Below are 22,493 nucleotides of genomic sequence, written 5' to 3'. Positions count from 1 at the left end.
TAGCTATGCTTTTTCGTGTCCCGCCCCCGCATCCGACTCGCCGCAAGGCGACGCAGGGCATAGGGAGTGTGAGAAAGGCGGGCTAGCCCGCGAGCGATCCGGAAACGGTGTTGCCCGATTGCCACGACCTTCGCGGGATTGCGAAGACAGCCTTCCGCCTGGACTTCGCCCGCTCTCCTGCCCGCCCCGTGTGACAGACCGACGACACTTCAAGGTGCGACAATGCCGCTGCGCGCCATTTTGACATACATTCAAGAACGTATGCACATGTATCGTCTGGTCCGGGACGAGATTCGAGACCGAAATCCTAGCGAGAAATCCGTGGAGTCAGGAATGACCAGACGCATCGTCTTCGCCGCGGGAGCAGCCGCGCTGCTGGCCGCGACGCCGGCCATGGCGCAGCAGGTGAGCGGCCTTTATGTCGGTGCCGGAGCGGGCGCCAACTTCCTCCAGGGCAACGGCCTGAACAACGACGACTACGATGTCGGGCCGGCGGGCAACCTCTATGTCGGCTACGGCTTCGGCAACGGCTTCCGCACCGACCTGGAGGCGAGCATCCGGGAGAACAGCCACGACGGCAACAACCACCAGACCACCTACGGCCTGATGGCGAACGGCTACTACGACTTCGATTTCGGCTCGCCCTTCGTGCCGTATATCGGCGCCGGCGTCGGCCTGGCGCTGGTCAATGCCGACTTCAACCCGAGCGGCCCGGGCAACTACTTCAGCTCGACCAAGGCGCAGTTCGCCTATCAGGGCATCGCCGGCGTGGCCTACAACTTCGCGCCGAACATGGCGGCGACCCTCGAATACCGCTACCTCGGCAACACCGGGCCGGTGTTCAAGGACAACGGCGTCCGGATCAAGTCGGACGACGACAACAACCACACCGTCCTGGTCGGCCTGCGCTACACCTTCGGCGCCGAGGAAGCGCCGCCGGTGGAGCAGGTCCAGGAGGTCACCCAGGCCCGCAGCTATCTGGTGTTCTTCGACTTCGACAGCTCGAAGCTGACGCCGGAGGCCACGCAGATCGTCGGTTCCGCCGCCTCCGACGCGCTGCAGGGCAGGAGCACCCGCATCGACGTCACCGGCCACACCGACCGGGCCGGCTCGGACAGCTACAACCAGGCCCTGTCGCAGCGCCGGGCCGAGGCGGTGCGCCGCCAGCTGATCACCGACGGCGTGGCCGACAGCATGATCGTCACCCGCGGCGTCGGCGAGGCCGATCCGCTGGTGCCGACCGCCGACGGCGTGCGCGAGCCGCAGAACCGGCGCGTCGAGATCGTCGTGAACTGAGGCCCCGCACGGGTCCAGGGATGTCGGAAGGGGGCTGCGGCCCCCTTCCTTCGTTTCGCGCTACCGGTCGGACCAGACCGCCAGCTCGTAGCCGTCCGGGTCCTGGAAGTGGAAGCGCCGGCCGCCGGGGAAGCTGTAGATCGGCTTGACGACGCGGCCGCCCGCCTGCTCCAGCCGCTGCTGGGTGGCGGCGAGATCGTCGGCGTAAAGGATCACCAGGGGGCCGCCGGCCTTGGCCGGGCCGCTGCCCTGGGCGAAGCCGCCCTTCAGCCGGCCGTCGTCGAATTCGCAATAGCCCGGGCCGTAATCGGTGAAGCTCCAGCCGAAGGCACGGCCGTAGAAGTCGCGCGAGCGTGGAATATCGGCGACGGCGAACTCGATATAGTCGATGCGGCGGTCGTTGCCGGGGCTGGCCATGAGCCTCCTCCTCTCTCCAGTTTTCGGCGTGAGCGTCGCACGGGCCCGACGCCCCGTCTTGAACGGAACGGCCAGTCAGGCGGCCGCGCGCTCGTCCCCTGCGCCGGCGGCGAGCTGGCCGAGGATCGCGGCCGGGGTCAGGCCGCACAGGCGCCGCGCCTCGCGCGTCAGATGCGCTTGGTCGGCATAGCCGGCCGCGGCGGCCAAGGCCGACAGTCCCGGCTCCTCTCCCGCTGCCGCCAGCCGCAGGAAGCGTTGGAACCGCAGGATGCGGTCGAGCGTCTTGGGACCGTAGCCGAAGGCCTCGTGGCAGCGCCGCCGCAGGCTGCGCTCGCTGATGCCCAGCCGGTCGCGCAAGGCCGCCAGCCCGGCCTCCTCCGCCCCGCGGCCGAGCCAGCGGAAGGCCAGCGCCATCTCCGGCGCCGGCGGGCCGATCCCCGGCGCGATGCGCGCCAGCCCGGCCTCGAGCCGCGCCATCCGCTCCGCCATCGTCCGCGCCTCGCCGATCCGGCCGGCCAGGTCGCGCGCCCAGGGCCGGCCGAAATCCTGCAGATCCGGCTGCCGGCCGGTGATCTCCGACATCGGCAGGCCGAGCCAGCGCATCGCGGCGCCGGGCCGGAAGCGGACGGCGACCACCGGGTCGCCGGGCGGCAGCACGGGATGCGCGGCGGTGACGTCCGGCCCGGCCACCACCAGCTTTCCGCCGACCCACAGCAGGTCGACGCAGCCATCCGGCACGACCGCGACCGGCAGGGCCGGGCCCTGCGGGATCACATGGACCCAGCGGCACAGCAGATGCGGTGCCAGCTCCGGCGCCGGCCGGGCCTCGCGGTAGAGGCCGGCGCGCTTGGCCAGAAGCGTGTCGCCGGGCCGCATGCCGCCCCTAGTGCAGCTTCGCCGATTTGAGCACGCCGGCCCGGTCGGCCGAGCGGATGCCGACGTCGAACACGTCGCCCTCGCGGTCGAGCGTCAGCGGCACCTCGACCCCGGCCTCGCCCAGCGCCCAGACGGCGCGGAAGAAGCCGGCCAGGTCGGTGACCGCCTCGCCGTCGACCGCGAGCACGGCGTCGCCCTCGCGCAGCCCCGCCCGCCGGGCCGGACCGTTGCCGGCGAAGCCGACCACCACCACCCGGCCCTCATCCTCGGTCGCGAACAGGCCGAGCCAGGGGCGCGGCGGCTGGTCGGGACGGCCGAGCGTCGCCAGGTCGTCGAAGACCGGCTGCAGCAGGCCGATCGGCACCACCATGTTCAGCGGCAGCACTCGGCCGTCTTCCGCCTGGTGCTGGATCTGCAGCGAGCCGATGCCGAGCAGGTCGCCGGCCGGGCCGATCACCGCGGTGCCGCCCCAATGCGGATGGGCGGGCGCGGTGAACATGGCGTCGTCCAGCACGTATTCCCAGTATCCTGCGAATTCCTGCCGGGCGACGATCCGACCGGCCAGCGACCGACGGCGGCCGCCGGCGCCGGCGATGACCACCTCGGTCCCCGGCTCCGCGGTGCGGCCGTAGCCCGGCTTGAGCGCCCGCACGCCGAGCGGGCCCAGCGCCTGGACCAAGCCGAAGCCGGTCGCCTGGTCGTAGCCCAGCACATGGCCCGGCACCACCCGGCCGCTGTTGGTGGTGAGCCACACCTCCTCGGCCTCGGTGATCAGGTAGCCGATGGTCAGCACGATGCCGTCGTCGCGGATCACCACGCCGTTGCCGGCGCGCTCGGTGCCCAGCGTGCCGGCGGTGAAGGCGTCGGCCGGGATGCGCGCGGTCAGGCCGACCACGGCGTCGAGCGCCCGGTCGAGATCGAAGACGTAGTCGTCGGGGTCGGGCTGCGCCCGGACGGGCACTTCCCAGTCGTCCGGTCCGAGGGCCATCGCGGCCTCCATGGTATCGGGCGGGATAGTCCCCAATTCTCGGCGCCATGCGGGGCCGGATGCAAGCCCCGAGACGGATCGGCCGGGTCGCGGCGCTTGTGTCCTGCCGCCGATCCGGGACAGGCTGGCGCCCGAATTCGCGGGATCGGGGGATGCATGGCGAAGGGGGATGCGGCGGTGCTGGACCGGCGCAGCCGCAACCGGGCGCTGCTGGCCCGGCAGGGGCTGCTGCAGCGCTGGAAGGCGACCGCGGCCGAGGCGATCGAGCGGCTGGTCGGGATGCAGTCGCAATCCCCGACCGCCCCCTATGTCGGGCTGTGGAGCCGGCTGGAGCGCTTCGAGCCGGAGGACCTGGCCGGGCTGATCCGCGACCGCAAGGCGGTGCGCATCGCGCTGATGCGGTCGACCATCCACCTGGTCACCGCCCGCGACTGCCGGGCGCTGCGCCCGGTGCTGCAGGGGGTGCAGGAGCGGTCGCTGATGACCGGCACGCCTTACGGGAAACAGCTTGCGGGGCTGGACCTGGAGGCGGTGGTGGCGGCCGGGCGCCGGCTGCTGGTCGACCAGCCGCGCACGGTCGAGGAGATGGGCCGGCTGCTGCAGAAGCGGTGGCCGGACCGGGATGCCAAGTCCCTGTCCTACGCCATGCGCAACCTGGCGCCGCTGGTGCAGGTGCCGCCGCGCGGGCTGTGGGGTATCGGCGGGCTGCCGCTGTGCACCACCGCCGAGGCCTGGCTGCGGCAGCCGCTGGGCACCGACACGGCGCCGGAGCCGATGCTGCTGCGCTACCTGGCCGCCTTCGGCCCGGCCGGCGTGCAGGACATGCAGACCTGGTCCGGCCTGACCCGGCTGCAACCCGTGGTCGACGCGCTGCGGCCGAAGCTGGTGACTTTCCGAGACGAGGCCGGCCGCGAGCTGTTCGACCTGCCCGACGCGCCGCGGCCCGGCCCGGACGTGCCGGCACCGCCGCGCTTCCTGCCGGAATACGACAACCTGCTGCTGTCCCATGCCGAGCGCGGGCACGTCATCGCCGAGCGCTGTCGCCCGCAGGTCTACGGCAATTTCATGCCGCCGGTGCTGCTGGTGGACGGCCTGGTGCGCGGCCGCTGGAAGGCGGCCCAGGCGCGCGGCGCCGCGGTGCTGCGGGTCGAGGCCTTCGAGAAGCTGTCGAAGCCTGAGTCTGTGGCGGTGACCGAGGAGGGCGAAAGGCTGCTGACCCTGGTCGCCGAGAGCGCCAGGAGCCGGGACGTGCGGATCGAAGCGATGGAATAAGACTCGCCGGTACGGCGTCATTCTTGGGGAAACGGGGAGACGCTGCGAATTCGCCGCGAATTTCGAACAAACCCACAACTTTCGTTGGAGGCACCCCGAACCCTGTCGTGATCTGCACAAACATCAGGGAGGAGAGGAAATGCTCGCGTACCGGGGGACAGCCACGATGCCGATCCCTCCAGGGAGTCGAGTGGTCGAGCAGAGAGGTTCCGACGACGCACTCGCGGAGACTGGACAGGCCAAGCTTGGCAATGAAGTCCAAGCAGCGCCGGTGGTCGCCATCATCGACCACCGTGCGCTCCGCCGAGATAGCTTGGTAAGAGCGATCGAGGACGCCGGCACCGAATATCTCGTAGAAGCTTTCGCCAATCTCGATGAATGGCTGGTCGACACGGATGCCCCTCAGCGTACATTTACCATCATCATCAATATAGGATCAGCCAACGAAGATCATTCTCGCAAGATCGACGATTTATCATGCCTGAAGATCCAATACCCGCACATCAATATTTTAGCATTGGGAGAAGATGAGGATCCCGATCTGGTTGTCAGCGTCTTGGCCTCCGGAGCTCAGGGATACTTGTCCATGAACCTGAGTGTCAGCGTCATTCTCGGTGCAATCAGGCTGGTCCAATCCGGCGGTGTATTTGTTCCCGCCGACAGCCTTATCCGGCTGCATCAGCAGCAGGAAGCTTTGGCTCAACCAAGAGACCCGACGGATGGCCTTCTGACCGCCCAGCAAGCCAAGGTCGCCCAGGCATTATTGATAGGAAAGGCCAATAAGACCATCGGATACGAATTGAATATTCACGAAAGCACCGTAAAGGTGCATGTGCGAAACATCATGCGCAGGCTTCAGGCTCGAAATCGCACTGAGATCGCATTCAAGCTGCACACTTGGCTTCAATCCACTCGAAGGCAGGACTTTTCCTGAGGAGCTGAGCCATCGAGCCTCTCTCACGCCGAATGGCCGTCCGCCCTTGCACGGGCCGGCGCGGTGGTCCCGCCTGTCCCCGTCTGGCATGCTGCTTGCGCCGTTCGGGGGCAGGAACGGCGTCGGAACCGCGGCCGGCAGAGCCGCGGACCGGGCAGGCAGGGAGAGCATGGGCTGATCAGCAACGGCCAGATCGGCGACGTGGTGGCGCTGAAGCAGGGGCTGTTCCAGGCCGAGGGGCTGGAGGTCGAGTTCTCGCCCGGCGCCCGAACTCCGCCACCGTGCCGCCGGTGGTCACCGGCCAGGCGGCGCTGGGCCAGTTCTCCGATTCCGCACCGCGCTGCGCATCGCCGCCACCGGCAGCGTCATCGGCGCCATCGTCGGCGAATGGATCGGGTCGAATGCCGGCCTGGGGGCGCTGATCATCCAGGCCACCTTCAACTACCAGGCCGACCGCCTGTTCGCCGTCGTCTTCGCCGCCGCGGCGATGGGGCTGGTCGCCTTCGGCCTCGTCGTGCTGGTCGAGCACCTGGGATTTCGGCGCTGGGTGCGGTAAGGCCACCCTAAACGTCTGACATACTGGACCGAGATTGCAATGTCGGCGCATATGGCTTGACAGCCTGCCCCCGCAAACGCAAAGTTCACTTGATGGTTAACTATCAAGAGCCTGCCCTGGACCGCACCTTCGCCGCCCTGGCCGACCCGACGCGCCGGGCGCTGATCGCCCGGCTGGGCGAGGAGCAGGACGTCTCGGTCAGCGAGCTGGCGCGGCCCTTCACCATGTCACTGCCGGCGGTGATGAAGCATCTCGACGTGCTGTCCGATGCCGGGCTGATCACGCGGACCAAGACCGGGCGCACCGTGACCTGCCGCCTGTCCGCGGCACCGATGGAGCAGGCGATGGACTGGCTGGCCCGCTACCAGCGCTTCTGGTCCGAACAGCTCGACCGCCTGGCCGCCTTCGTCGAGGAGGAATCGTGCTCGCCAAGCCCAGCCTCAGCATCCGGCGCCGCCTCGCCGCCCCACCCGCCAGGGTCTACGCGGCCTGGATCGAGCCGGAAAAAATAATGCGCTGGTTCGGGCCGGCGGGCGCCGAGACGATCAGCGCCGAGGCCGACCCGCGCACCGGCGGCCGCTACCACGTCGCCTTCTCCACGCCGGACGGCGAGCGCCACGATGTCGGCGGCGTGTACCGGGAGGTGGTGCCGAACGAGAGGCTGGTGTTCAGCTGGGCTTGGCGGACCATGCCGGAGCGGGAGTCGCAGGTGACGCTGACCCTGCGGCCGGACGGCGACGGCACCGTGCTGATCCTGACCCATGAGCAGTTCTTCGACGAGCCGGCCCGCGACCGCCACCGCGAGGGCTGGGGCGGCTGCCTCGACCGGCTGGAGCGCTATCTTCTCGAGGAAGCCGTCGCCTGAGAGGGGTTCATGCCCGCGGAGAGTGCCGGATTGCTGATGCACAAGCGCGTCGACGGGCGGCGCCTCGTCCTGCTGGTGCATCCGGGCGGCCCGTTCTGGCGCGGCAAGGACCTGGGCGCCTGGTCGATCCCGAAGGGCGAGCCGGAGCCGGGCGAGGATTTCGAGGCCACGGCCCGGCGCGAATTCGCCGAGGAGCTGGGCTTGGCGCCCGAAGGGCCGCTGCTGCCGCTCGGCCGCATCCGCCAGCGCGGCGGCAAGGCGGTCACCGCCTTCGCCATCGCCGGCGACCTGGATGTCAGCCGGGTCCGCAGCAGCACGTTCGAGCTGGAATGGCCGCCCAGGAGCGGCCGGATCCAGCCCTTCCCGGAGGTCGACCGGGCCGAATGGTTCGACCTGGCGACCGCCCGGCACAAGATCCTGGAGGGCCAGCGGCCCCTGCTCGACCGGCTGGAGGAGATCCTGGCTGAGGCGTAGGTTGGGTTCGCTTGGCGAACCCAACATCCATCCGGCATTGCATTGTTGGGTTCGCATACGCGAACCCAACCTACTCCGCAGGCTCAGACGCCCACCGTGTCGTCGCCGCCACCGCCGAAATCGTCGCCGCCGAAATCCTGGCTGCCGTCGTCCTGGTAGTCGGCGTCGGTGACGCCTTGGCCGCCATCATCCGCCGGCACGGCGTCGGCGTCGCGCAGATCGCCGCCGTCGGGGGCGGCGTCGCCGTAATAGTTGTTGATCACCGTCTCGGTCAGGCCGGGGGACGCGCCGCCCAAGCCGCCGAAGCCGCCATGGCCCATGCCGAACAGGGATTCGATGCCCTGGAACAGGAGGGCGCCGCCGGCCACGCCGGCCGCGGTGGCGGCGGCGCTGCGCAGGAAGGACGGGCCGGAGGACTGGGCGAAGGGCCCGCCACCCCAGGGGCCGGGCTGGGCCTGGGCATAAGCCGGCGGCGCCTGGGTATAGGCCTGCGGCTGCGGCGCCGGCTGCGGGCGCGGGGCCGCGCCGCTGCCGAAGATGGCGCCGAGGAAGCTGCCGCCGCCGGAGCTGCGCTGCGGCTGCTGGGCCTGACGCTCCAACTCCACGATCCGCGACTGGGCCTGGTGCAGGGCATAGTCCTGGATCAGCACGGTCTGGGCCAGCAGGTAGGGCGCGTCGGGCAGGTCACGGACCAGGTCCCGGATCATCGCCGCCGCCTCGTCGTCCCTCTCGGCCGGCGGGGCCTGCTTCAGCCGGGCGACCAGGTTGGTCAGCAGCTCGCGTTCCTGGGGTGTCATGACAACTCTCCGGTCGGGCCCGCTGCCGCGGGCATCCCCCCTTCCGCCGCTGATATGGGCGCGGTGCCGGAGCGAAGCAATCGACGGCGCGGCGGAGTGTCGCGCCGGACCTGGTCAGGACGGAGGGTGATAGCCGTCCGTCAGCGTCTTCAGGAAGGCGACGACGTCGTCGATCTCGGCGTCGGTCAGGGCCGGCGCGTCGCCCGGATGCCGGTCGAAGGGCGGGTCGCGGTTGATGTTGTCCCAGTACTGCGGCGGCAGGTCGTCATAGAGCCGCACGCTGCCGTCCGGGCTGCGCGGGTACCAGCGGCCGGGGTCGGTCTCGCGCGTCACATAGAAGGCCACCGCGTCGCGCAGGCTATGGATCGCGCCGTTGTGGAAGAAGGTCCGGCGCAGCGCCACGTTGCGCAGGCTGGGGGTGCGGAACAGGCCGCAATACTCCGGATGGTCCTTCAGGTCGGTGCGCTGCGGCCCGCAGACGCCGAGGTCGAAATACGCCGGGTCGGCATTGGCCGGGATCTGCATGTTCCGCGGCAGAGCGATGGCGATCTGGCCGTAGTCGCTGAACTGCGGCGGGGTGCCGTCATTGCCGCGCTGGCTGATATGGCATTCGGCGCAGTTGCCCTTGGCCGGGTCGTTGAACAGGTCGAGGCCGCGCGCCTCCTGCGGCGTCAGCGTCGCCTGGCCGGCCAGCCAGGCGTCGTATTTGCTGCTGTAGGGGTAGAAGCTGGCGGCGTCCTGCTCATAGACCTCGAAGGCCTTGAGGATGCCCGCATACAGCGCCTTGCGGTCCTGCAGCACGTCGGCGCCGTAGATGTGCTGCAGCGCGGCGCCATAGCCTGCAGCCAGCGCCTTGGTCACGACCTCGTCGGGGCCGGCATTGCCCATCTCGAAATCGGAGAGCAGTGGGATCGCCGCCTGGTCGGCGCCGCGATCGACCCGCCCGTCCCAGGTCAGGCCGCCGGTCGGGCCGTTGTCGACGCTCTCGTCGGAATCGTCCTCCGAGTCGAAGAAATGCTCGGTGAAGGGCGGCACGGCCTGGAGATAGGTCAGCGACGGCACAGCCCGGACTCCGGGCCTGGTCCTGTCGCCGCCGCCCATCTGCACCGGCAGCGCGTTCGACGGGCCGAAGCCGTGCTGCGGGTCGTGGCAGGAGCTGCAGGAGAGCGTGCCCGAGGCCGAGAGCGACGGGTCGACGAACATGGCGCGGCCCAGCGCCGTCAGCTCCGCCGCCTGGCGCCGCACCTCGGCCCGCGTCAGACCGCCCTCCGGATGGGACCCCGCCGCGGCGGCGGAGACCATCAGAACCGCCGCGGCCAGCCCGCCGCCCATCGCCCACCAGCGACCCGTTCGCAACGCCATTCCGGCCATCCCGTGATCCGCGCGACGCGGCGCCGGACCCGGCCCGCAGCCCCCTCTCTATGCCGAAAAAGTTTCACTTGAGCGACAGCCGGCTTCGCGCGAGTGCTGGCGCGCGGAAGGGGAACAGCCACCGGGGCCTCGGCACCGGGAGCCAGAGGGAAGCCGCATGCACAAACTGATCGCCACCGCGCTCGCGGCCGGCGCCGCCGTGCTGATCGCGCCGCCGGCCTTCGCCGCGGACGCGCCGGGCAGCGCCGACACCGCCCGGACCAGGGCGCTGCGCGCCATCGACACGGTCGTCGTGATCTATGCCGAGAACCGCAGCTTCGACAATCTGTACGGCGCCTTCCCGGGCGCCGACGGGCTGGCCAACGCCTCGGACACCGCCAAGACCCAGCTGGACCGCGACGGCACGACGCTGAAGGAGCTGCCGCCGGTGTGGGACGGGCTGACCGCCAAGGGCGTGACGCCGCCGGTGACCCAGGCCCAGACCGAGCATCTGCCGAACGCCCCTTTCGCCATGGACGATCCGCAGGGCCTGAACGTTTCGGTCGGCACCATCACCCACGACCTGTGGCACCGCTTCTACCAGAACCAGATGCAGATCGACGGCGGCCGGAACGACAAGTTCGTCGCCTGGGCCGATGCGGGGGCCGAGGTGATGGGCCATCTCGACGGCTCGAAGACGGCGATGTGGACGATCGCGCAGCAATTCACGCTGGCCGATCACTTCTTCATGGGGGCCTTCGGCGGATCCTTCATGAACCATATCTGGCTGGCCTGCGCCTGCGTCGCCCGCTATCCGGATGCCGACAAAGCCGCGGCCAAGCCGTCGATCGCGGTGGTCGACCCGGACGGCACCAGCCTGACCCTGGCGCCGAACGCGCCGAAATCGGCGATGGACGGCATCCCCAAATTCGTGGCCGACGGCAACCTGACGCCTGATTTCTTCGCCGTGAACACGATGCAGCCGCCCTACCAGCCGAGCGCCAACAAGCCGGCCGAAGGCGGCGACCCGGCCCTGGCCGACCCGAAGGCGCCGACCACGCTGCCGCCGCAGACCGAGATCACCATCGGCGACCTGCTGGGCGCCAAAGGGATCAGCTGGGCCTGGTACGGCGGCGCCTGGCAGTCGGTGCTGGACCACGGCAACCAGACCCCGGTGCCGGCCTTCCAGTACCACCATCAGCCCTTCAACTACTTCGCCAGCTTCGCGCCCGGCACCGCGGCGCGGCAGGAGCATCTGCGCGACGGCGGGCTGGACGGGGCCGAGCTGGTCAAGGCGATCGACGCCGGCACCCTGCCGCAGGTCACCTTCTACAAGCCGCAGGGCAACCTGAACGAGCATGCCGGCTACGCCGACATCGCCTCGGGCGACGCCCATCTCGCCATGCTGATCGACCATCTGCAGAAGAGCCCGCAATGGCCGCACATGCTGGTCGTCGTGACCTATGACGAGAATGGCGGCTTCTGGGACCATGTGGCGCCGCCGAAGGGCGACCGCTGGGGCCCGGGCACGCGGATCCCGGCGATCATCGTCTCGCCCTTCGCCCGGAAGGGCTATGTCGACCACACGCCTTACGACACGACCTCGATCCTGCGCTTCATCACCCACCGCTTCTCGCTGCCGGAGCTGCCGGGCATCGCGGCGCGCGACGCAGCCATCGCCGCCAGCGGCAACCCGCCGCTGGGCGACCTGACCGCGGCGCTGGACCTGCCGGCGGCGCAGTGAGGCCGGAGGGGCGGACGCGAGTCCGCCCCTTTCCGTCTCAATCTTGCGTGTAGTCCTGGCCAAACCATTGCTGCGACAGCTTCGACAGCGAGCCGTCGGCCTTCAGCGCGGTCAGGGCGGCGTCGACCTTGGCCTTCAGCGCCTCGCCCTTGGCGTCCTTGCGGAACACCAGATAGGCCGGGACCTTGGTCAGCAGGTCGCCGGTCGCCTCGACCGGCAGGCCCAGCTTCTCGGCATGGTCCTTGGCCACGATCGGGTCGTTGACATGCGCATCGATCCGGCCCTCGGCGATGTCCAGCAGCACCGGCGTGACGTTGCCGTCGTAGTAGCGGATCTCGAATGCGCCCGGATGGGCGGCGAGATAGTCCTCGACCAGCTTGGTGTGCTCGCTGCCGACGCCGGCGCCGACCACCTTGCCCTTCAGGTCGTCCAGGCTGTGGATGCCGGTGACGCCCTTCTTGACGATGATGGCCGAGCCGCTGTGGAAGTAGGCGACGTCGGAGAACAGGTACTTGGTCTCGCGCTCCGGCGTCTTCGAGATCTCGTTGGCGACCACGTCGTACTTGCCGGATTCGAGGCCCAGGAACATGCTGTCCCAGGGCTGCGGCACGAACTCGAACTTCAGGTCCGGCACCTTGGCCTCGACCAGGCGCAGCACCTCGACGTCGTAGCCGGTCAGCTTGCCGCTGTCGTCCTGGTAGGTGAAGGGCGCGTAGGTGCCCTCAGTCCCGACCCGCACCGTCTCCTGCGCGACCGCCGGGGCCGTCGCCAGGGCAAGGGCGAGCAGGGCCGCCGCGGCGCCCTTGGCCAGACTATGACGCATCTTTCTCTCCATGATGGACGGGTCCTTCAGATGTCGAAGCTGAAGGACCGCAGGTAGTTCCTCAGGAAGTCCCGGGTCCGCTGCTGCTGCGGGTCGCCGAACAGCGATTTCGGGTCGCCCTGCTCGATCACCCGGCCGCCGTCGATGAACAGCACCTGGCTCGAGATCTCGCGGGCGAAGCCCATCTCGTGGGTGACGATGATCATCGGGATGCCCTGCCCGGCCGCCTTGCGGATCGCTTCCAGCACCTCGCCCGTGTGCTCGGGGTCGAGCGCGCTGGTCGGCTCGTCGAACAGGATCAGCTCCGGCGCCATCGCCAGGGTGCGGGCGATCGCCACGCGCTGCTGCTGCCCGCCGGACAGCGAGGACGGATACTGCGCCGCCTTGTCGGCCAGCCCCATCAGCGCGAGGTGATGCTGCGCGATCTCCTGCGCCTCGCGCCGCGGCAGGCGCTTCACCACCAGGAGGCCCTCGAGGATGTTCTCGATCGCCGTCTTGTGGCGGAACAGGTTGTAGTTCTGGAACACCATGCCGATGCGCATGCGCAGCGCCTGCAGCCGGCGCCGGTCCAGCCGCGGCAGGTCGTAGCGGTCGCCGCCGATGTCGATGGCGCCTGCGTCCGGCGTCTCCAGCCGGTTCAGGCAGCGCAGGAAGGTCGACTTGCCGGAGCCGGAGGGGCCGAGGATCGAGACGATGCCGCCGCGGTCGAGATCGAGGCCGATGCCGTCGACCACCACCTGGCCCTTGAACGACTTGCGGACGTCGCGGATCGAGATCATGCCGCCCCCTAGCCCGCGATGTCCCGGCGGCCGCGGGTCAGATACGCCTCCCAGCGCCGCATCGCCACCTCGACCAGGATGCAGATCACCCAATAGATCACCGCCACCGCCAAGTAGAGCTCGAAGAAGCGCAACGACCGGCCGCCGATGATCTTGGCCGCCGCCATGATGTCGACCACCGCGATCAGGAAGGCCAGCGAGGTGTCCTTGATCAGGCTGATGAAGCTGTTGCCGAGATTGGGCAGCGCCACGGCCAGCGCCTGGGGCAGGATGATGCGGCGCATCGCCTGAAACGGCGTCATGCCGATCGAATAGGCGGCCTCGGCCTGGCCGCGGTCGATCGACAAGAGGGCCGAGCGGATCGCCTCCGACAGATAGGCGCCGACATTGACGGCGCAGCTGAAGATGACGAAGACCAGCGCCGGCACCCGGTTGGCGTCGATGTCGGTGCCGAGCTGCGCGTTCATGTACTGCAGCAGCTTCGGGATGCCGTAATAGGCGAGATAGATCTGCACCAGCAGCGGCGTGCCGCGGATGAAGGAGATGTAGAGCGTCGCCAGCTGCCGCAGCACGGGCAAGCGGTAGATCCGGATCAGCGCGGCGCCGGTGCCGATCGCCAGGCCGAAGGCCATGGCGCTGAAGGCGATCAGCAGCGTCACCGGCAGATAGGGCAGGATCAGCGGGAAGGCCGACAGGAAATAGTCGAAGTCGAAGATCGTCATGCGGCCCCCACGCGGAAATTCCCGCGCGCTCCATCGGAGAGGCGGATGGCCAGGAAGGATGTGGCGTGCACGGGAAGCGTCAACCTGCTGTTCGGGCCGGATGCCCCGTCCCGGGAGAGGGATCGGCGCGGCGAGCGCGAGAGATGGCGAGCCGTCCCCGAATGTGCAAATGCGAAATGTGCATATATAATTTTCACAAACTGACGCGTTGTTTATCCGCGCCCGCCGCTCCGGTTCGCCCTTCCCTCGTCCGGGGAAGCATGGTCGGATGGCGCCCCGCCGCGGCAGCCGCAGCATCCGATGCTATGCAGACATCAAAGTCCAGGGACAGCACATCTATAGTGATGTTCTAGACATCATTCTTGCCGCCTGATACGTTAGATTTGTCAGAGGATACTGCATGATCACCGCCGCCCAGATGCGCGCCGCCCGCGCCCTGCTCGGCATCGACCAGCGGCAGCTCGCCGAGCTGTCCGGGGTGTCGCTGCCGACGATCCAGCGCATGGAGGCCAGCGAGGGCAATGTCCGCGGCGTGGTCGACACGCTGACCAAGGTGGTCGAGGCGTTCGACCGGGCCGGTGTCGAGCTGATCGGCGATCATGCAGTCAGCCGCGAAGGCGGCCGCGGGGTGCGCTTCAAGACCCCGCGGGCGCCGGAGAGCGGAGCCGGCTGACGCGTTCAGCGACGGCGACCGCCGGCCGACCCGACGATCCCGCCGCTCCTGCGGCGATGGGAGTGTCGAGGTCGATGGTGGCGCGCAGTCCTGATCCGTCCTTTGTCGAGCTGTTCACGCCGAAGCTCGTGACCGTTTTGCGCGAGCGCTATGGCCTCGCCGACCTCAAGGCCGACGCGGTGGCGGGGCTGACCGTCGCGATCGTGGCCCTGCCGCTGTCGATGGCGATCGCCATCGCCTCCGGCGTCACGCCGGACCGCGGCCTCTACGCCTCGATCGTCGGCGGCTTCATCGTCTCGGCCCTGGGCGGCAGCCGGTTCCAGATCGGCAGCCCGGCCGGCGCCTTCATCGTGCTGGTGGCCGCGACCGTGGCGCAGCACGGCGTCGACGGGCTGCTGCTGGCCACCTTCCTGTCCGGGCTGATGCTCTTGGCGATCGGCCTGCTGCGGCTGGGCACCTTCATCAAATACATCCCCTACCCGGTGACCGTCGGCTTCACCGCCGGCATCGCCATGATCATCTTCGCCAGCCAGCTGAAGGACCTGCTGGGCCTGACCCTGGACGGACCGGAGCCGGGGCCCTTCATCCCGAAGCTGGAGGCGCTGGGCCGGGCGCTGCCGACCGCCGGTGCCGCTGCCATCGCCGTCGCGGCGCTGTCGGTCGGCACCATCCTGCTGGTGCGACGGCTGCGGCCGCACTGGCCGTCCTATCTGATCGCGGTCGCCCTGGCCTCGATCCTGGCCGTGATCCTGCAACTGCCGGTCGAGACCATCGGCACCCGCTTCGGCGGCGTCCCGTCCTCGCTGCCCGCCCCGCACCTGCCCGACCTATCCTGGGCGCGGATCCAGGAGATGCTGCCGGCGGCATTGTCCTTCACCCTCTTGGGCGGCATCGAGAGCCTGCTGTCGGCCGTGGTGGCCGACAGCATGAGCGGGCGGCGCCACCGTTCGAACTGCGAGCTGGTAGCGCAGGGGCTGGCCAACATCGCCTCGTCCCTGTTCGGCGGCATCTGCGTCACCGGCACGATCGCCCGCACCGCCACCAATGTCCGTGCCGGCGCGCGCGGCCCGGTGTCGGGCATACTGCACTCGGTGTTCCTGCTGCTGTTCATGATGGCGGCGGCGCCGCTGGCGGCCTTCATCCCGCTCTCCGCCCTGGCCGGGGTTCTGGCGGTGGTGGCCTGGACCATGGCCGAGAAGCACCAGTTCGGGATTCTGATCCGCGCCTCGGTCGGCGACGCCGTGGTGCTGCTGGCGACCTTCGGCCTGGTGGTGTTCCGCGACTTGACCGAGGGCATCCTCGTCGGCTTCGGCCTCGGCGCCCTCCTGTTCCTGCACCGCATGGCGCAGGCGGTGCAGGTCGACCGGCCGGACATAGCCGACGACCGGGGCAACGGCGACGTCCGCCCGCCCTACGATCCCGCCTTGGCCACGGATCGCGACGTCGTCGCCTACAAGATCTCCGGCGCCTTCTTCTTCGGCGCCGCGGCCGGGGTGGCGGCGGCGCTGGACCGCATCGGCGAGCACCCGAAGGCCTATGTCGTCGATTTCTCGGCGGTGCCGGTGATCGACTCCACCGCCGCGGCGACGATCGAGGGCTTCGCCCGCAAGGCCCGGCGCCAGGGCGCCACCGTCTATATCGCCGGCGCGCGCCGGCCGATCCTGCGGGCGTTGCTGACCCACGGCGTCCGGCCGCCTTTGGTGCGGTTCAAGTCGGACCCGGCCGATGCGCTGGCGGCGGCCCGGCGGGCGGCGTCGGACGCGGCCTGAGGCCTACCGCCGCGCCCTGACCCCCAGGCAGAAGCCGATGCACACCGCGGCGGCTACCGCCGACCATGGGTTGCGGTGCACCGCCTCGTCGAGCGCGCTCGCCCGGGCCTGGGCCATCGACGCCACGGTCTCGCCGAGGCGGGCGACGTCCTCGCGCAGGGCGCGGAGATCCGCCTCCAGGTCGCGGCGGGCGGCCTCCGTCGCGGCCGCCGTCTCATCCAGCTCGGCGGCAGCGCGCGTCGACTTCGATCCTGACGCCTCCGCGGCGGCGGCGGATTTGGGGGCTCCGGTCTCGGGCATGGCGGGCTCCTTTCTGCTCCGCAAACAGCGGCTGCGCATCGCCGGTTCCGGGCTGAGAATCGCGGCGGCGCCGCATTACGACAAATTTAACCTATTCCGCAGCGAAGCGACCTCGACAACGCCGGGCGATGGGAGCAGAAGAACTGCGAGAGATACGCATTCTTGCTCGCAACTGTCGCGGGCATGGCGCCGCCCACCGGCGGCGGTTTCGGGATGATGTCGGGATGCTGGTACCGTTCCTGATCATGATGCGCGAGGGCATCGAGGCTGCCCTGATCGTCGGCATCATCGCCGGCTATCTGCGCCAGACGGGCCGGTCGCAATGGATGCCGCTGGTCTGGATCGGCATCGCCGTCGCCGTCCTGCTCTCGATCGCCGTCGGCATCGTGCTGACCCTGGTCAGCGCCGAGTTCCCGCAGCGCGAGCAGGAGCTGTTCGAGGCGATCGTCGGGCTGGTCGCGGTCGGCATCCTGACCTCGATGGTGTTCTGGATGCGCAAGGCCGCGCGCTCGATCAAGGCGCAGCTGCAGCATTCTGTCGACGACGCCCTGGAGGGCCACGATGCCAAGGGCCTGGCGCTGATCGGCATGGCTTTCTTCGCGGTCGCCCGCGAGGGGCTGGAATCGGTGTTCTTCCTGCTCGCCACCTTCCAGCAGGATGTCGGGCTGGAGGCCCCGATCGGCGCCCTGGCCGGCGTGCTGGTCGCGGTCGCGGTCGGCTTCGCCATCTTCTGGTTCGGCGTCCGGCTGAACCTGAAGCGCTTCTTCCGCTGGACCGGGCTGTTCATCCTGGTGGTCGCCGCCGGCCTCCTGGCCGGGTCGCTGCGGGCGCTGCACGAGGCCGGGCTGTGGAACGGGCTGCAGGAGATCGCCTTCGACCTCAGCCACGTCCTGCCGATCGACGGGCCGCTCGGCTCGGTGCTGGCCGGCATCTTCGGCTACCAGGACACGCCGACGGTCGGCGAGGTCACCGTCTACATCCTCTTCCTGATCGTCACCCTGCCCCTGTTCCTGAGCGGCGGCCGGGTCGCGCAGGAAGCGCGGTCGAATGCCTGAGGCCGGAGCCCGAATGTCGTCCCTGCAGCGCACCACCCGGATCGGCATCGGCGTCGTCGCGGTCCTGGCCGTCGCCGTCGCCGGCCTGGGCGTCTACGCCTACCTCCACCGTGCCGGCGTCCCCAAGGCCGCGGCGGACGGCACGGCCGTGACCATCACCGCCAAGAGCTGCGAGCCGAACGACCTGACGGTCGAGGCCGGCCGCGTCACCTTCCAGGTGAAGAACGCCAGCGACCGCGCGCTGGAGTGGGAGATCCTGCAGGGCGTGATGGTGGTGGAGGAGCGCGAGAACATCGCCCCCGGCTTCACCCAGAGCCTGACCGCCAGGCTGGGGCCGGGCAGCTATCAGATCACCTGCGGCCTCCTGAGCAACCCGCGCGGCACCCTGACCGTGACCGCGGCGCAGAACGCCCCGGCCCAGGCGCTGCAGCCCTCGCTGATCGAGCTGATCGGGCCGATCGCCGAATACAAGGTCTACGTCACCGGCGAAGCCAAGGCCCTGGCCGACGCCACCCCGCCGCTGGTCGCCGCGGTCAAGGCCGGCGACCTGGCGCAGGCGCGCAGCCTGCTGGCCCCGGCCTGGATCCACTACCAGCGGATCAAGCCGATCGCCGACCTGTTCGCCGATCTCGACACGGCGCTGGACGCCCGCGCCGACTATTTCGAGAAGAAGGAGGACGACCCGGGCTTCACCGGCTTCCGCCGGCTGCAATACGCGCTGTTCACCCGCGGCTCGACCGATGGGTTGTCGCCGGTCGCCGACAAGCTGGCGGCCGATGTGCAGGCGCTGCAGGCCCGGATCGCCGACCTGTCGATCCCGCCGGAGAAGATGGCCGGCGGCGCCGCCACCGTGATCGCCCGCCTGGCCGCCGACCCGGGCCTCGACCCCGACGCCGCCAAGGCCGATCTCGAGGGCGCGGCGCGGATCGTCGGGCTGCTGCGCCCCTTGAGCCAGAAGGCCGACAAGGCGCTGAGCGATCGGGTCGACGGCAACCTGACCGCGGCCGGGCTGGCGCTGACCCGCGACGACCGCACCGGGCTGCAGCCCCCGGTGACGGCCCTGGCCGACGACCTGCCGAAGCTGCGCACCGCCTTGGGGCTGGACTGACCGGACAAACCGCCATGACCGACGAACAGGGCAAGACCCTCACTCCCCCCGCCGAGACGCCCAGCCGGCGCAGCGTGCTGCGCGGCCTGGCCAGCGGCGGGGCGGCGCTTGGCGCGCTGGCCGCGGCGCCGGCCATCGCCCAGTCGGTCAAGCAGCCACCCGGCCGCGACGCCGAGACGGCGCAGCAGGTGCAGCCCTTTTACGGCGAGCACCAGGCCGGGATCGTCACCCCCTCCCCCGCCGCCGGCCTCGTCGCCTCTTTCGACGTGCTGGCGGCCTCACGCCCGGACCTCGAGCGGCTGTTCCGCACCCTGACCGAGCGCATCGCCTTCCTGATGGGCGGCGGTACCCCGCCGGAGCTGGACCCGAGATTCCCGCCGGCCGATTCCGGCGTGCTGGGGCCGGTGATCGTGCCGGACAACCTGACCATCACCGCCGCGGTCGGCGCATCGCTGTTCGACCAGCGCTTCGGCTTGGCCTCGGTGAAGCCGCGCGAGCTGGCGGCGATGACCAGCTTCCCGAACGATGCGCTGGACCCGGAAACCTGCCATGGCGACCTGCTGCTGCAGTTCTCCGCCAACACGCCGGAGGCCAACATCCACGCCCTGCGCGCGATGCTGAAGGCGACGCCGGACCTGCTGAGCCTGCGCTGGAAGCTGGACGGGTTCCTGCCGGCCGCGACCAGCAAGGCCGGCCGCAAGGAGACGGCGCGCAACCTGCTGGGCTTCAAGGACGGCACCGCCAACCCCAATCCGGCCGACGCCGCGGCGATGGACCAGCTCGTCTGGATCCGGCCGGGCAGCGAGGAGCCGGCCTGGACGGTCGGCGGCACCTATCAGGTGGTGCGCATCGTCCGCAATTTCGTCGAGCGCTGGGACCGCACCCCGCTCGGGGAGCAGCAGACCATCATCGGCCGCGAGAAGGCGTCCGGCGCCGCCCTGGGCCTGAAGGACGAGTTCGACGTGCCGGACTATTCCAGCGACCCCGAGGGCAAGACCATGCCGCTCGACGCCCATATCCGCCTGGCCAATCCGCGCACCCACCAGACCGCGAACAGCCTGATCCTGCGCCGCCCGTTCAACTATTCGCGCGGGGTCACCAAGTCGGGGCAGCTCGACATGGGCCTCCTGTTCATCTGCTTCCAGGCGAGCCTGAACGCGGGATTCATCGCGGTGCAGGAACGGCTGAACGGCGAGCCGCTGGAGGAGTACATCAAGCCGACCGGCGGCGGCTATTTCTTTGCCCTGCCGGGGGTGCCGGACAAGGACGGCTATCTCGGCCAGGGGCTGCTGCAATCCGTGTCGACCTGAGGGCCGTAGGGCCCTGAGCACCGGGGACGATCTCACCCGGTCCTATCCTAGGAGGGGATTGAACATGAAACGCATTCTGACTCTCAGCCTCGGCGCGGCCGCGCTGCTGATCGGGACCGGGGCCATGGCCGCCCCGCCGTCGCCGCTCGAGCTGGTCGAGCCGATCGCCAAGTACAAGACCTGGGTCATCGGCGAGGTCGACCAGTTCGTCGAGCACACCCGCCAGTTCACCGAGGCGGTGAAGGCCGGCGACCTGAAGAAGGCGCAGGCCCTCTACGCCCCGAGCCGCGTCTACTACGAGCGGATCGAGCCGCTCGCCGAGCTGTTCAGCGACCTCGACGCCGCCATCGACTCGCGCGCCGACGATCATGCGAAGAACGAGGAGGATCCGGAGTTCACCGGTTTCCACCGCATCGAATACGGCCTGTTCGCCAAGCAGTCGACCGAGGGCCTCGCCCCCTTCGCCGACAAGCTGCTGGCCGACGTGACCGACCTGCAGGGCCGGCTCAAGAACCTGACCACCCCGCCGGACAAGGTAGTGGGCGGCGCCGCGGCGCTGATCGAGGAGGTCGCGGCCACCAAGATCTCCGGCGAGGAGGACCGCTACAGCCACACCGACCTGTGGGACTTCCAGGCCAATGTCGACGGCGCCAAGAAGATCGTCGACCTGCTGCGCCCGATCCTGGAGAAGAGCGACAAGGCCCTGCTGGCCAAGGTCGACGCCAACTTCAAGACGGTCGATGCCATCCTGGCCAAGTACAAGACTTCGGATGGCGGCTTCGAGACCTACGACAAGGTGACCGACGCCGACCGCACCGCGATGAAGGGCCCGATCACCGCCCTGGCCGAGGACCTGTCGCAGCTGCGCGGCACGCTGGGCCTGAGCTGAGAGACCGCCTGATAATGCTACTGGCATGGCCGTCTGGAGGCGGTTTCTGCGCTTCCGGTGCTCACGGACCCAAACGTCCGCTGCGCGCCGGTTCTCGAAACCACCACCAGCCGACTCATGCCAGCGCATTCTCAGACGATCTCTGAAGCTGCTCTCCGGCTCTTCCCTGACTGTCATTGCCGGGCTTGACCCGGCAATCCAGGGGCCACCCAGAGCGGCTTCGACATCTCTGGATGCCCGGGTCAAGCCCGGGCATGACAGTTTTAGGGGAGGCTCTCCTATTCTCATTTTCTACAGATTTCTTAAGATTTTCTTATCGAATTGACACCTGCCGGGCGTCAATTAAGCTGCCTCTCCGCAACCGGAACAAGCGAGCCGGCGAACGCATTCGGTGAAGAAGACTTCCGTTCCGCTCGGCTCGAACAGAGAAGGCAGCGCCATGACCCCCTCCCCGTTCCAGCGCATCCTGGCCACGGCCGCGCTCGGCGCCGGCCTCTTGGCCGCCTCCGCCGCCATGGCCGCCGATGCGGTGCGCGTCGGCTCCAAGGTCGACACCGAGGGCCGCCTGCTGGGCAGCATCATCCTGCAGGTGCTGGAGGCCAACGGCATCCCGACCGAGAACAAACTGCAGCTCGGCACCACCAAGATCGTGCGCAGCGCCATCCTGGCCGGCGAGATCGACGCCTATCCGGAATACACCGGCAACGGCGCCTTCTTCTTCAACATCGACACCGACCCGGCCTGGAAGAACGCGCAGGCCGGCTACGACAAGGTCAAGCAGCTGGACGAGGCGCAGAACAAGATCGTCTGGCTGGCCCCTTCGCCCGCCAACAACACCTGGGCGCTGGCGGTGCGGCAGGAGGTGGCCGACGCCAACAAGCTGAAGACGCTGGAGGACTTCGCCAAATGGGTGAATGACGGCGGCGAGGTGAAATTGGCGGCGTCGGCCGAATTCGTCGAGAGCCCGGCCGCCCTGCCGTCGTTCCAGTCGACCTACGGCTTCAAGCTGAACCAGGACCAGATCGTCACCCTGGCCGGCGGCGACACCGCCGCCACCATCCGCGCCGCGGCGGAGCAGACCTCCGGCGTCAACACCGCCATGGTGTACGGCACCGACGGCGCCATCTCCTCGGTCGGGCTGGTGGTGCTGGAGGACAGCAAGGGCGCGCAGATCGTCTATGAGCCGGCGGCGACGATCCGCGCCGACGTGCTGGCCAAGCACCCGAAGATCAAGGACGCTCTGGACCCGGTCTTCGCCTCGCTCGACCTCAAGACCCTGCAGGAGCTGAACGGCAAGATCGCCGTCGACGGCGAGGACCCGCAAGCGGTCGCGGCCGAGTATCTGAAGGCGAAGGGGTTCGTGAAGTAGGGCGGCGATGCCTCCCCTCCTCGCGGTCTCTCTCTTAGTCCCCCCTCCCCTTGCGGGAGGGGGGCAGGGGGAGGGGTCTGCGCGCGTCCGCGCGCGAAAGGCTTGCCTGACACGGGCCGGGATCGTC

General features: G+C 69.4%; 24 protein-coding genes. 15 read left to right on the top strand and 9 right to left on the bottom strand.

Annotated features, from left to right (window positions below):
* Positions 1–333 precede the first annotated feature (333 nt).
* Positions 334–1,296: an OmpA family protein gene (locus tag ACFW16_RS33860; RefSeq protein WP_380313508.1), complete on the top strand. Its 963-nt coding sequence runs from the start codon at positions 334–336 to the stop codon at positions 1,294–1,296.
* A gap of 60 nt (positions 1,297–1,356) precedes the next feature.
* Here ACFW16_RS33860 and ACFW16_RS33855 read toward each other — a convergent pair whose 3' ends face one another.
* The 3 genes from ACFW16_RS33855 to ACFW16_RS33845 form a co-directional block, all read right to left on the bottom strand.
* Positions 1,357–1,713, bottom strand: coding sequence for a VOC family protein (locus tag ACFW16_RS33855; RefSeq protein ID WP_380313507.1), 357 nt, complete (start codon positions 1,711–1,713; stop codon positions 1,357–1,359).
* A gap of 75 nt (positions 1,714–1,788) precedes the next feature.
* Positions 1,789–2,589, bottom strand: coding sequence for a helix-turn-helix domain-containing protein (locus ACFW16_RS33850; protein ID WP_380313506.1), 801 nt, complete (start codon positions 2,587–2,589; stop codon positions 1,789–1,791).
* A 7-nt stretch (positions 2,590–2,596) separates the two neighbouring features.
* Entirely contained in the window at positions 2,597–3,577 is a 981-nt protein-coding gene (locus tag ACFW16_RS33845; RefSeq protein ID WP_380313505.1) for a S1C family serine protease, read from the bottom strand.
* A 156-nt stretch (positions 3,578–3,733) separates the two neighbouring features.
* Here ACFW16_RS33845 and ACFW16_RS33840 point away from each other — a divergent pair, with 156 nt between their 5' ends.
* The 6 genes from ACFW16_RS33840 to ACFW16_RS33815 all read left to right on the top strand — a co-directional run bounded on the left by ACFW16_RS33840 (position 3,734) and on the right by ACFW16_RS33815 (position 7,678).
* Entirely contained in the window at positions 3,734–4,849 is a 1,116-nt protein-coding gene (locus tag ACFW16_RS33840) for a winged helix DNA-binding domain-containing protein (protein WP_380313504.1), read from the top strand.
* 190 nt (positions 4,850–5,039) lie between these two features.
* Positions 5,040–5,783 carry a LuxR C-terminal-related transcriptional regulator gene (locus ACFW16_RS33835; protein ID WP_380313503.1) on the top strand — a complete coding sequence of 248 codons (744 nt, stop codon included), beginning with the start codon at positions 5,040–5,042 and terminating at the stop codon, positions 5,781–5,783.
* Between the two features lie 340 nt (positions 5,784–6,123).
* The gene (locus ACFW16_RS33830) at positions 6,124–6,339 is read left to right on the top strand and encodes an ABC transporter permease subunit (protein WP_380313509.1); all 216 of its coding nucleotides are present in this window, start codon (positions 6,124–6,126) and stop codon (positions 6,337–6,339) included.
* Positions 6,340–6,431: 92 nt separating this feature from the next.
* On the top strand, positions 6,432–6,851 hold the full coding sequence (locus ACFW16_RS33825) for an ArsR/SmtB family transcription factor (protein WP_380313502.1): 420 nt from the start codon (positions 6,432–6,434) through the stop codon (positions 6,849–6,851).
* Positions 6,761–7,204 carry an SRPBCC domain-containing protein gene (locus ACFW16_RS33820; protein ID WP_380313501.1) on the top strand — a complete coding sequence of 148 codons (444 nt, stop codon included), beginning with the start codon at positions 6,761–6,763 and terminating at the stop codon, positions 7,202–7,204. Before ACFW16_RS33825 ends, ACFW16_RS33820 begins: the two co-directional genes overlap by 91 nt.
* Before the next feature lie 9 nt (positions 7,205–7,213).
* The gene (locus ACFW16_RS33815) at positions 7,214–7,678 is read left to right on the top strand and encodes an NUDIX domain-containing protein (protein WP_380313500.1); all 465 of its coding nucleotides are present in this window, start codon (positions 7,214–7,216) and stop codon (positions 7,676–7,678) included.
* An 83-nt stretch (positions 7,679–7,761) separates the two neighbouring features.
* On the opposite strand, the gene ACFW16_RS33810 is transcribed toward ACFW16_RS33815, so the two are convergent.
* Both ACFW16_RS33810 and ACFW16_RS33805 read right to left on the bottom strand, forming a co-directional pair.
* A complete protein-coding gene (locus ACFW16_RS33810; RefSeq protein ID WP_380313499.1) occupies positions 7,762–8,475 on the bottom strand; it encodes a DUF2076 domain-containing protein in 714 nt (237 codons plus the stop codon).
* A gap of 114 nt (positions 8,476–8,589) precedes the next feature.
* Positions 8,590–9,837: a cytochrome c peroxidase gene (locus ACFW16_RS33805; RefSeq protein WP_380313498.1), complete on the bottom strand. Its 1,248-nt coding sequence runs from the start codon at positions 9,835–9,837 to the stop codon at positions 8,590–8,592.
* Between the two features lie 166 nt (positions 9,838–10,003).
* Between ACFW16_RS33805 and ACFW16_RS33800 the strand changes: the two genes are divergently transcribed.
* Complete coding sequence (locus ACFW16_RS33800; protein ID WP_380313497.1) at positions 10,004–11,569, top strand: acid phosphatase; 1,566 nt, start codon at positions 10,004–10,006, stop codon at positions 11,567–11,569.
* Positions 11,570–11,606: 37 nt separating this feature from the next.
* On the opposite strand, the gene ACFW16_RS33795 is transcribed toward ACFW16_RS33800, so the two are convergent.
* From ACFW16_RS33795 to ACFW16_RS33785, 3 genes are read right to left on the bottom strand one after another with little or no spacing between them, the layout of a single operon-like run.
* A complete protein-coding gene (locus ACFW16_RS33795; RefSeq protein ID WP_380313496.1) occupies positions 11,607–12,392 on the bottom strand; it encodes a transporter substrate-binding domain-containing protein in 786 nt (261 codons plus the stop codon).
* A gap of 26 nt (positions 12,393–12,418) precedes the next feature.
* The gene (locus ACFW16_RS33790) at positions 12,419–13,171 is read right to left on the bottom strand and encodes an amino acid ABC transporter ATP-binding protein (RefSeq protein ID WP_380313495.1); all 753 of its coding nucleotides are present in this window, start codon (positions 13,169–13,171) and stop codon (positions 12,419–12,421) included.
* 8 nt (positions 13,172–13,179) lie between these two features.
* Complete coding sequence (locus tag ACFW16_RS33785; protein ID WP_380313494.1) at positions 13,180–13,893, bottom strand: amino acid ABC transporter permease; 714 nt, start codon at positions 13,891–13,893, stop codon at positions 13,180–13,182.
* A 400-nt stretch (positions 13,894–14,293) separates the two neighbouring features.
* On the opposite strand from ACFW16_RS33785, the gene ACFW16_RS33780 reads away from it, so the two are divergent.
* Entirely contained in the window at positions 14,294–14,566 is a 273-nt protein-coding gene (locus ACFW16_RS33780; RefSeq protein ID WP_380313492.1) for a helix-turn-helix domain-containing protein, read from the top strand.
* A 74-nt stretch (positions 14,567–14,640) separates the two neighbouring features.
* Complete coding sequence (locus ACFW16_RS33775; protein WP_380313490.1) at positions 14,641–16,335, top strand: SulP family inorganic anion transporter; 1,695 nt, start codon at positions 14,641–14,643, stop codon at positions 16,333–16,335.
* Positions 16,336–16,338: 3 nt separating this feature from the next.
* Here the strand turns inward: ACFW16_RS33775 and ACFW16_RS33770 are convergent, their stop codons facing one another.
* Positions 16,339–16,635: a hypothetical protein gene (locus ACFW16_RS33770; protein WP_380313488.1), complete on the bottom strand. Its 297-nt coding sequence runs from the start codon at positions 16,633–16,635 to the stop codon at positions 16,339–16,341.
* Positions 16,636–16,859: 224 nt separating this feature from the next.
* On the opposite strand from ACFW16_RS33770, the gene efeU reads away from it, so the two are divergent.
* The 5 genes from efeU (at position 16,860) to ACFW16_RS33745 (ending at position 22,366) form a co-directional block, all read left to right on the top strand.
* Complete coding sequence (gene efeU / locus ACFW16_RS33765; protein WP_380313487.1) at positions 16,860–17,690, top strand: iron uptake transporter permease EfeU; 831 nt, start codon at positions 16,860–16,862, stop codon at positions 17,688–17,690.
* A gap of 13 nt (positions 17,691–17,703) precedes the next feature.
* A complete protein-coding gene (efeO, locus tag ACFW16_RS33760; RefSeq protein WP_380313486.1) occupies positions 17,704–18,798 on the top strand; it encodes an iron uptake system protein EfeO in 1,095 nt (364 codons plus the stop codon).
* 14 nt (positions 18,799–18,812) lie between these two features.
* The gene (efeB, locus tag ACFW16_RS33755) at positions 18,813–20,108 is read left to right on the top strand and encodes an iron uptake transporter deferrochelatase/peroxidase subunit (protein ID WP_380313484.1); all 1,296 of its coding nucleotides are present in this window, start codon (positions 18,813–18,815) and stop codon (positions 20,106–20,108) included.
* Between the two features lie 64 nt (positions 20,109–20,172).
* Complete coding sequence (gene efeO / locus ACFW16_RS33750; protein WP_380313482.1) at positions 20,173–20,997, top strand: iron uptake system protein EfeO; 825 nt, start codon at positions 20,173–20,175, stop codon at positions 20,995–20,997.
* A 439-nt stretch (positions 20,998–21,436) separates the two neighbouring features.
* Entirely contained in the window at positions 21,437–22,366 is a 930-nt protein-coding gene (locus ACFW16_RS33745) for an ABC transporter substrate-binding protein (protein ID WP_380313481.1), read from the top strand.
* Positions 22,367–22,493 lie beyond the last annotated feature (127 nt).

This window comes from Inquilinus sp. NPDC058860 (assembly GCF_042743185.1).
In the GTDB taxonomy this organism is placed as follows: Bacteria; Pseudomonadota; Alphaproteobacteria; order DSM-16000; family Inquilinaceae; genus Inquilinus.
The sequence above is the reverse complement of the archived record's forward strand: the minus strand, read 5'-3'. Positions and strand labels throughout refer to the sequence as shown.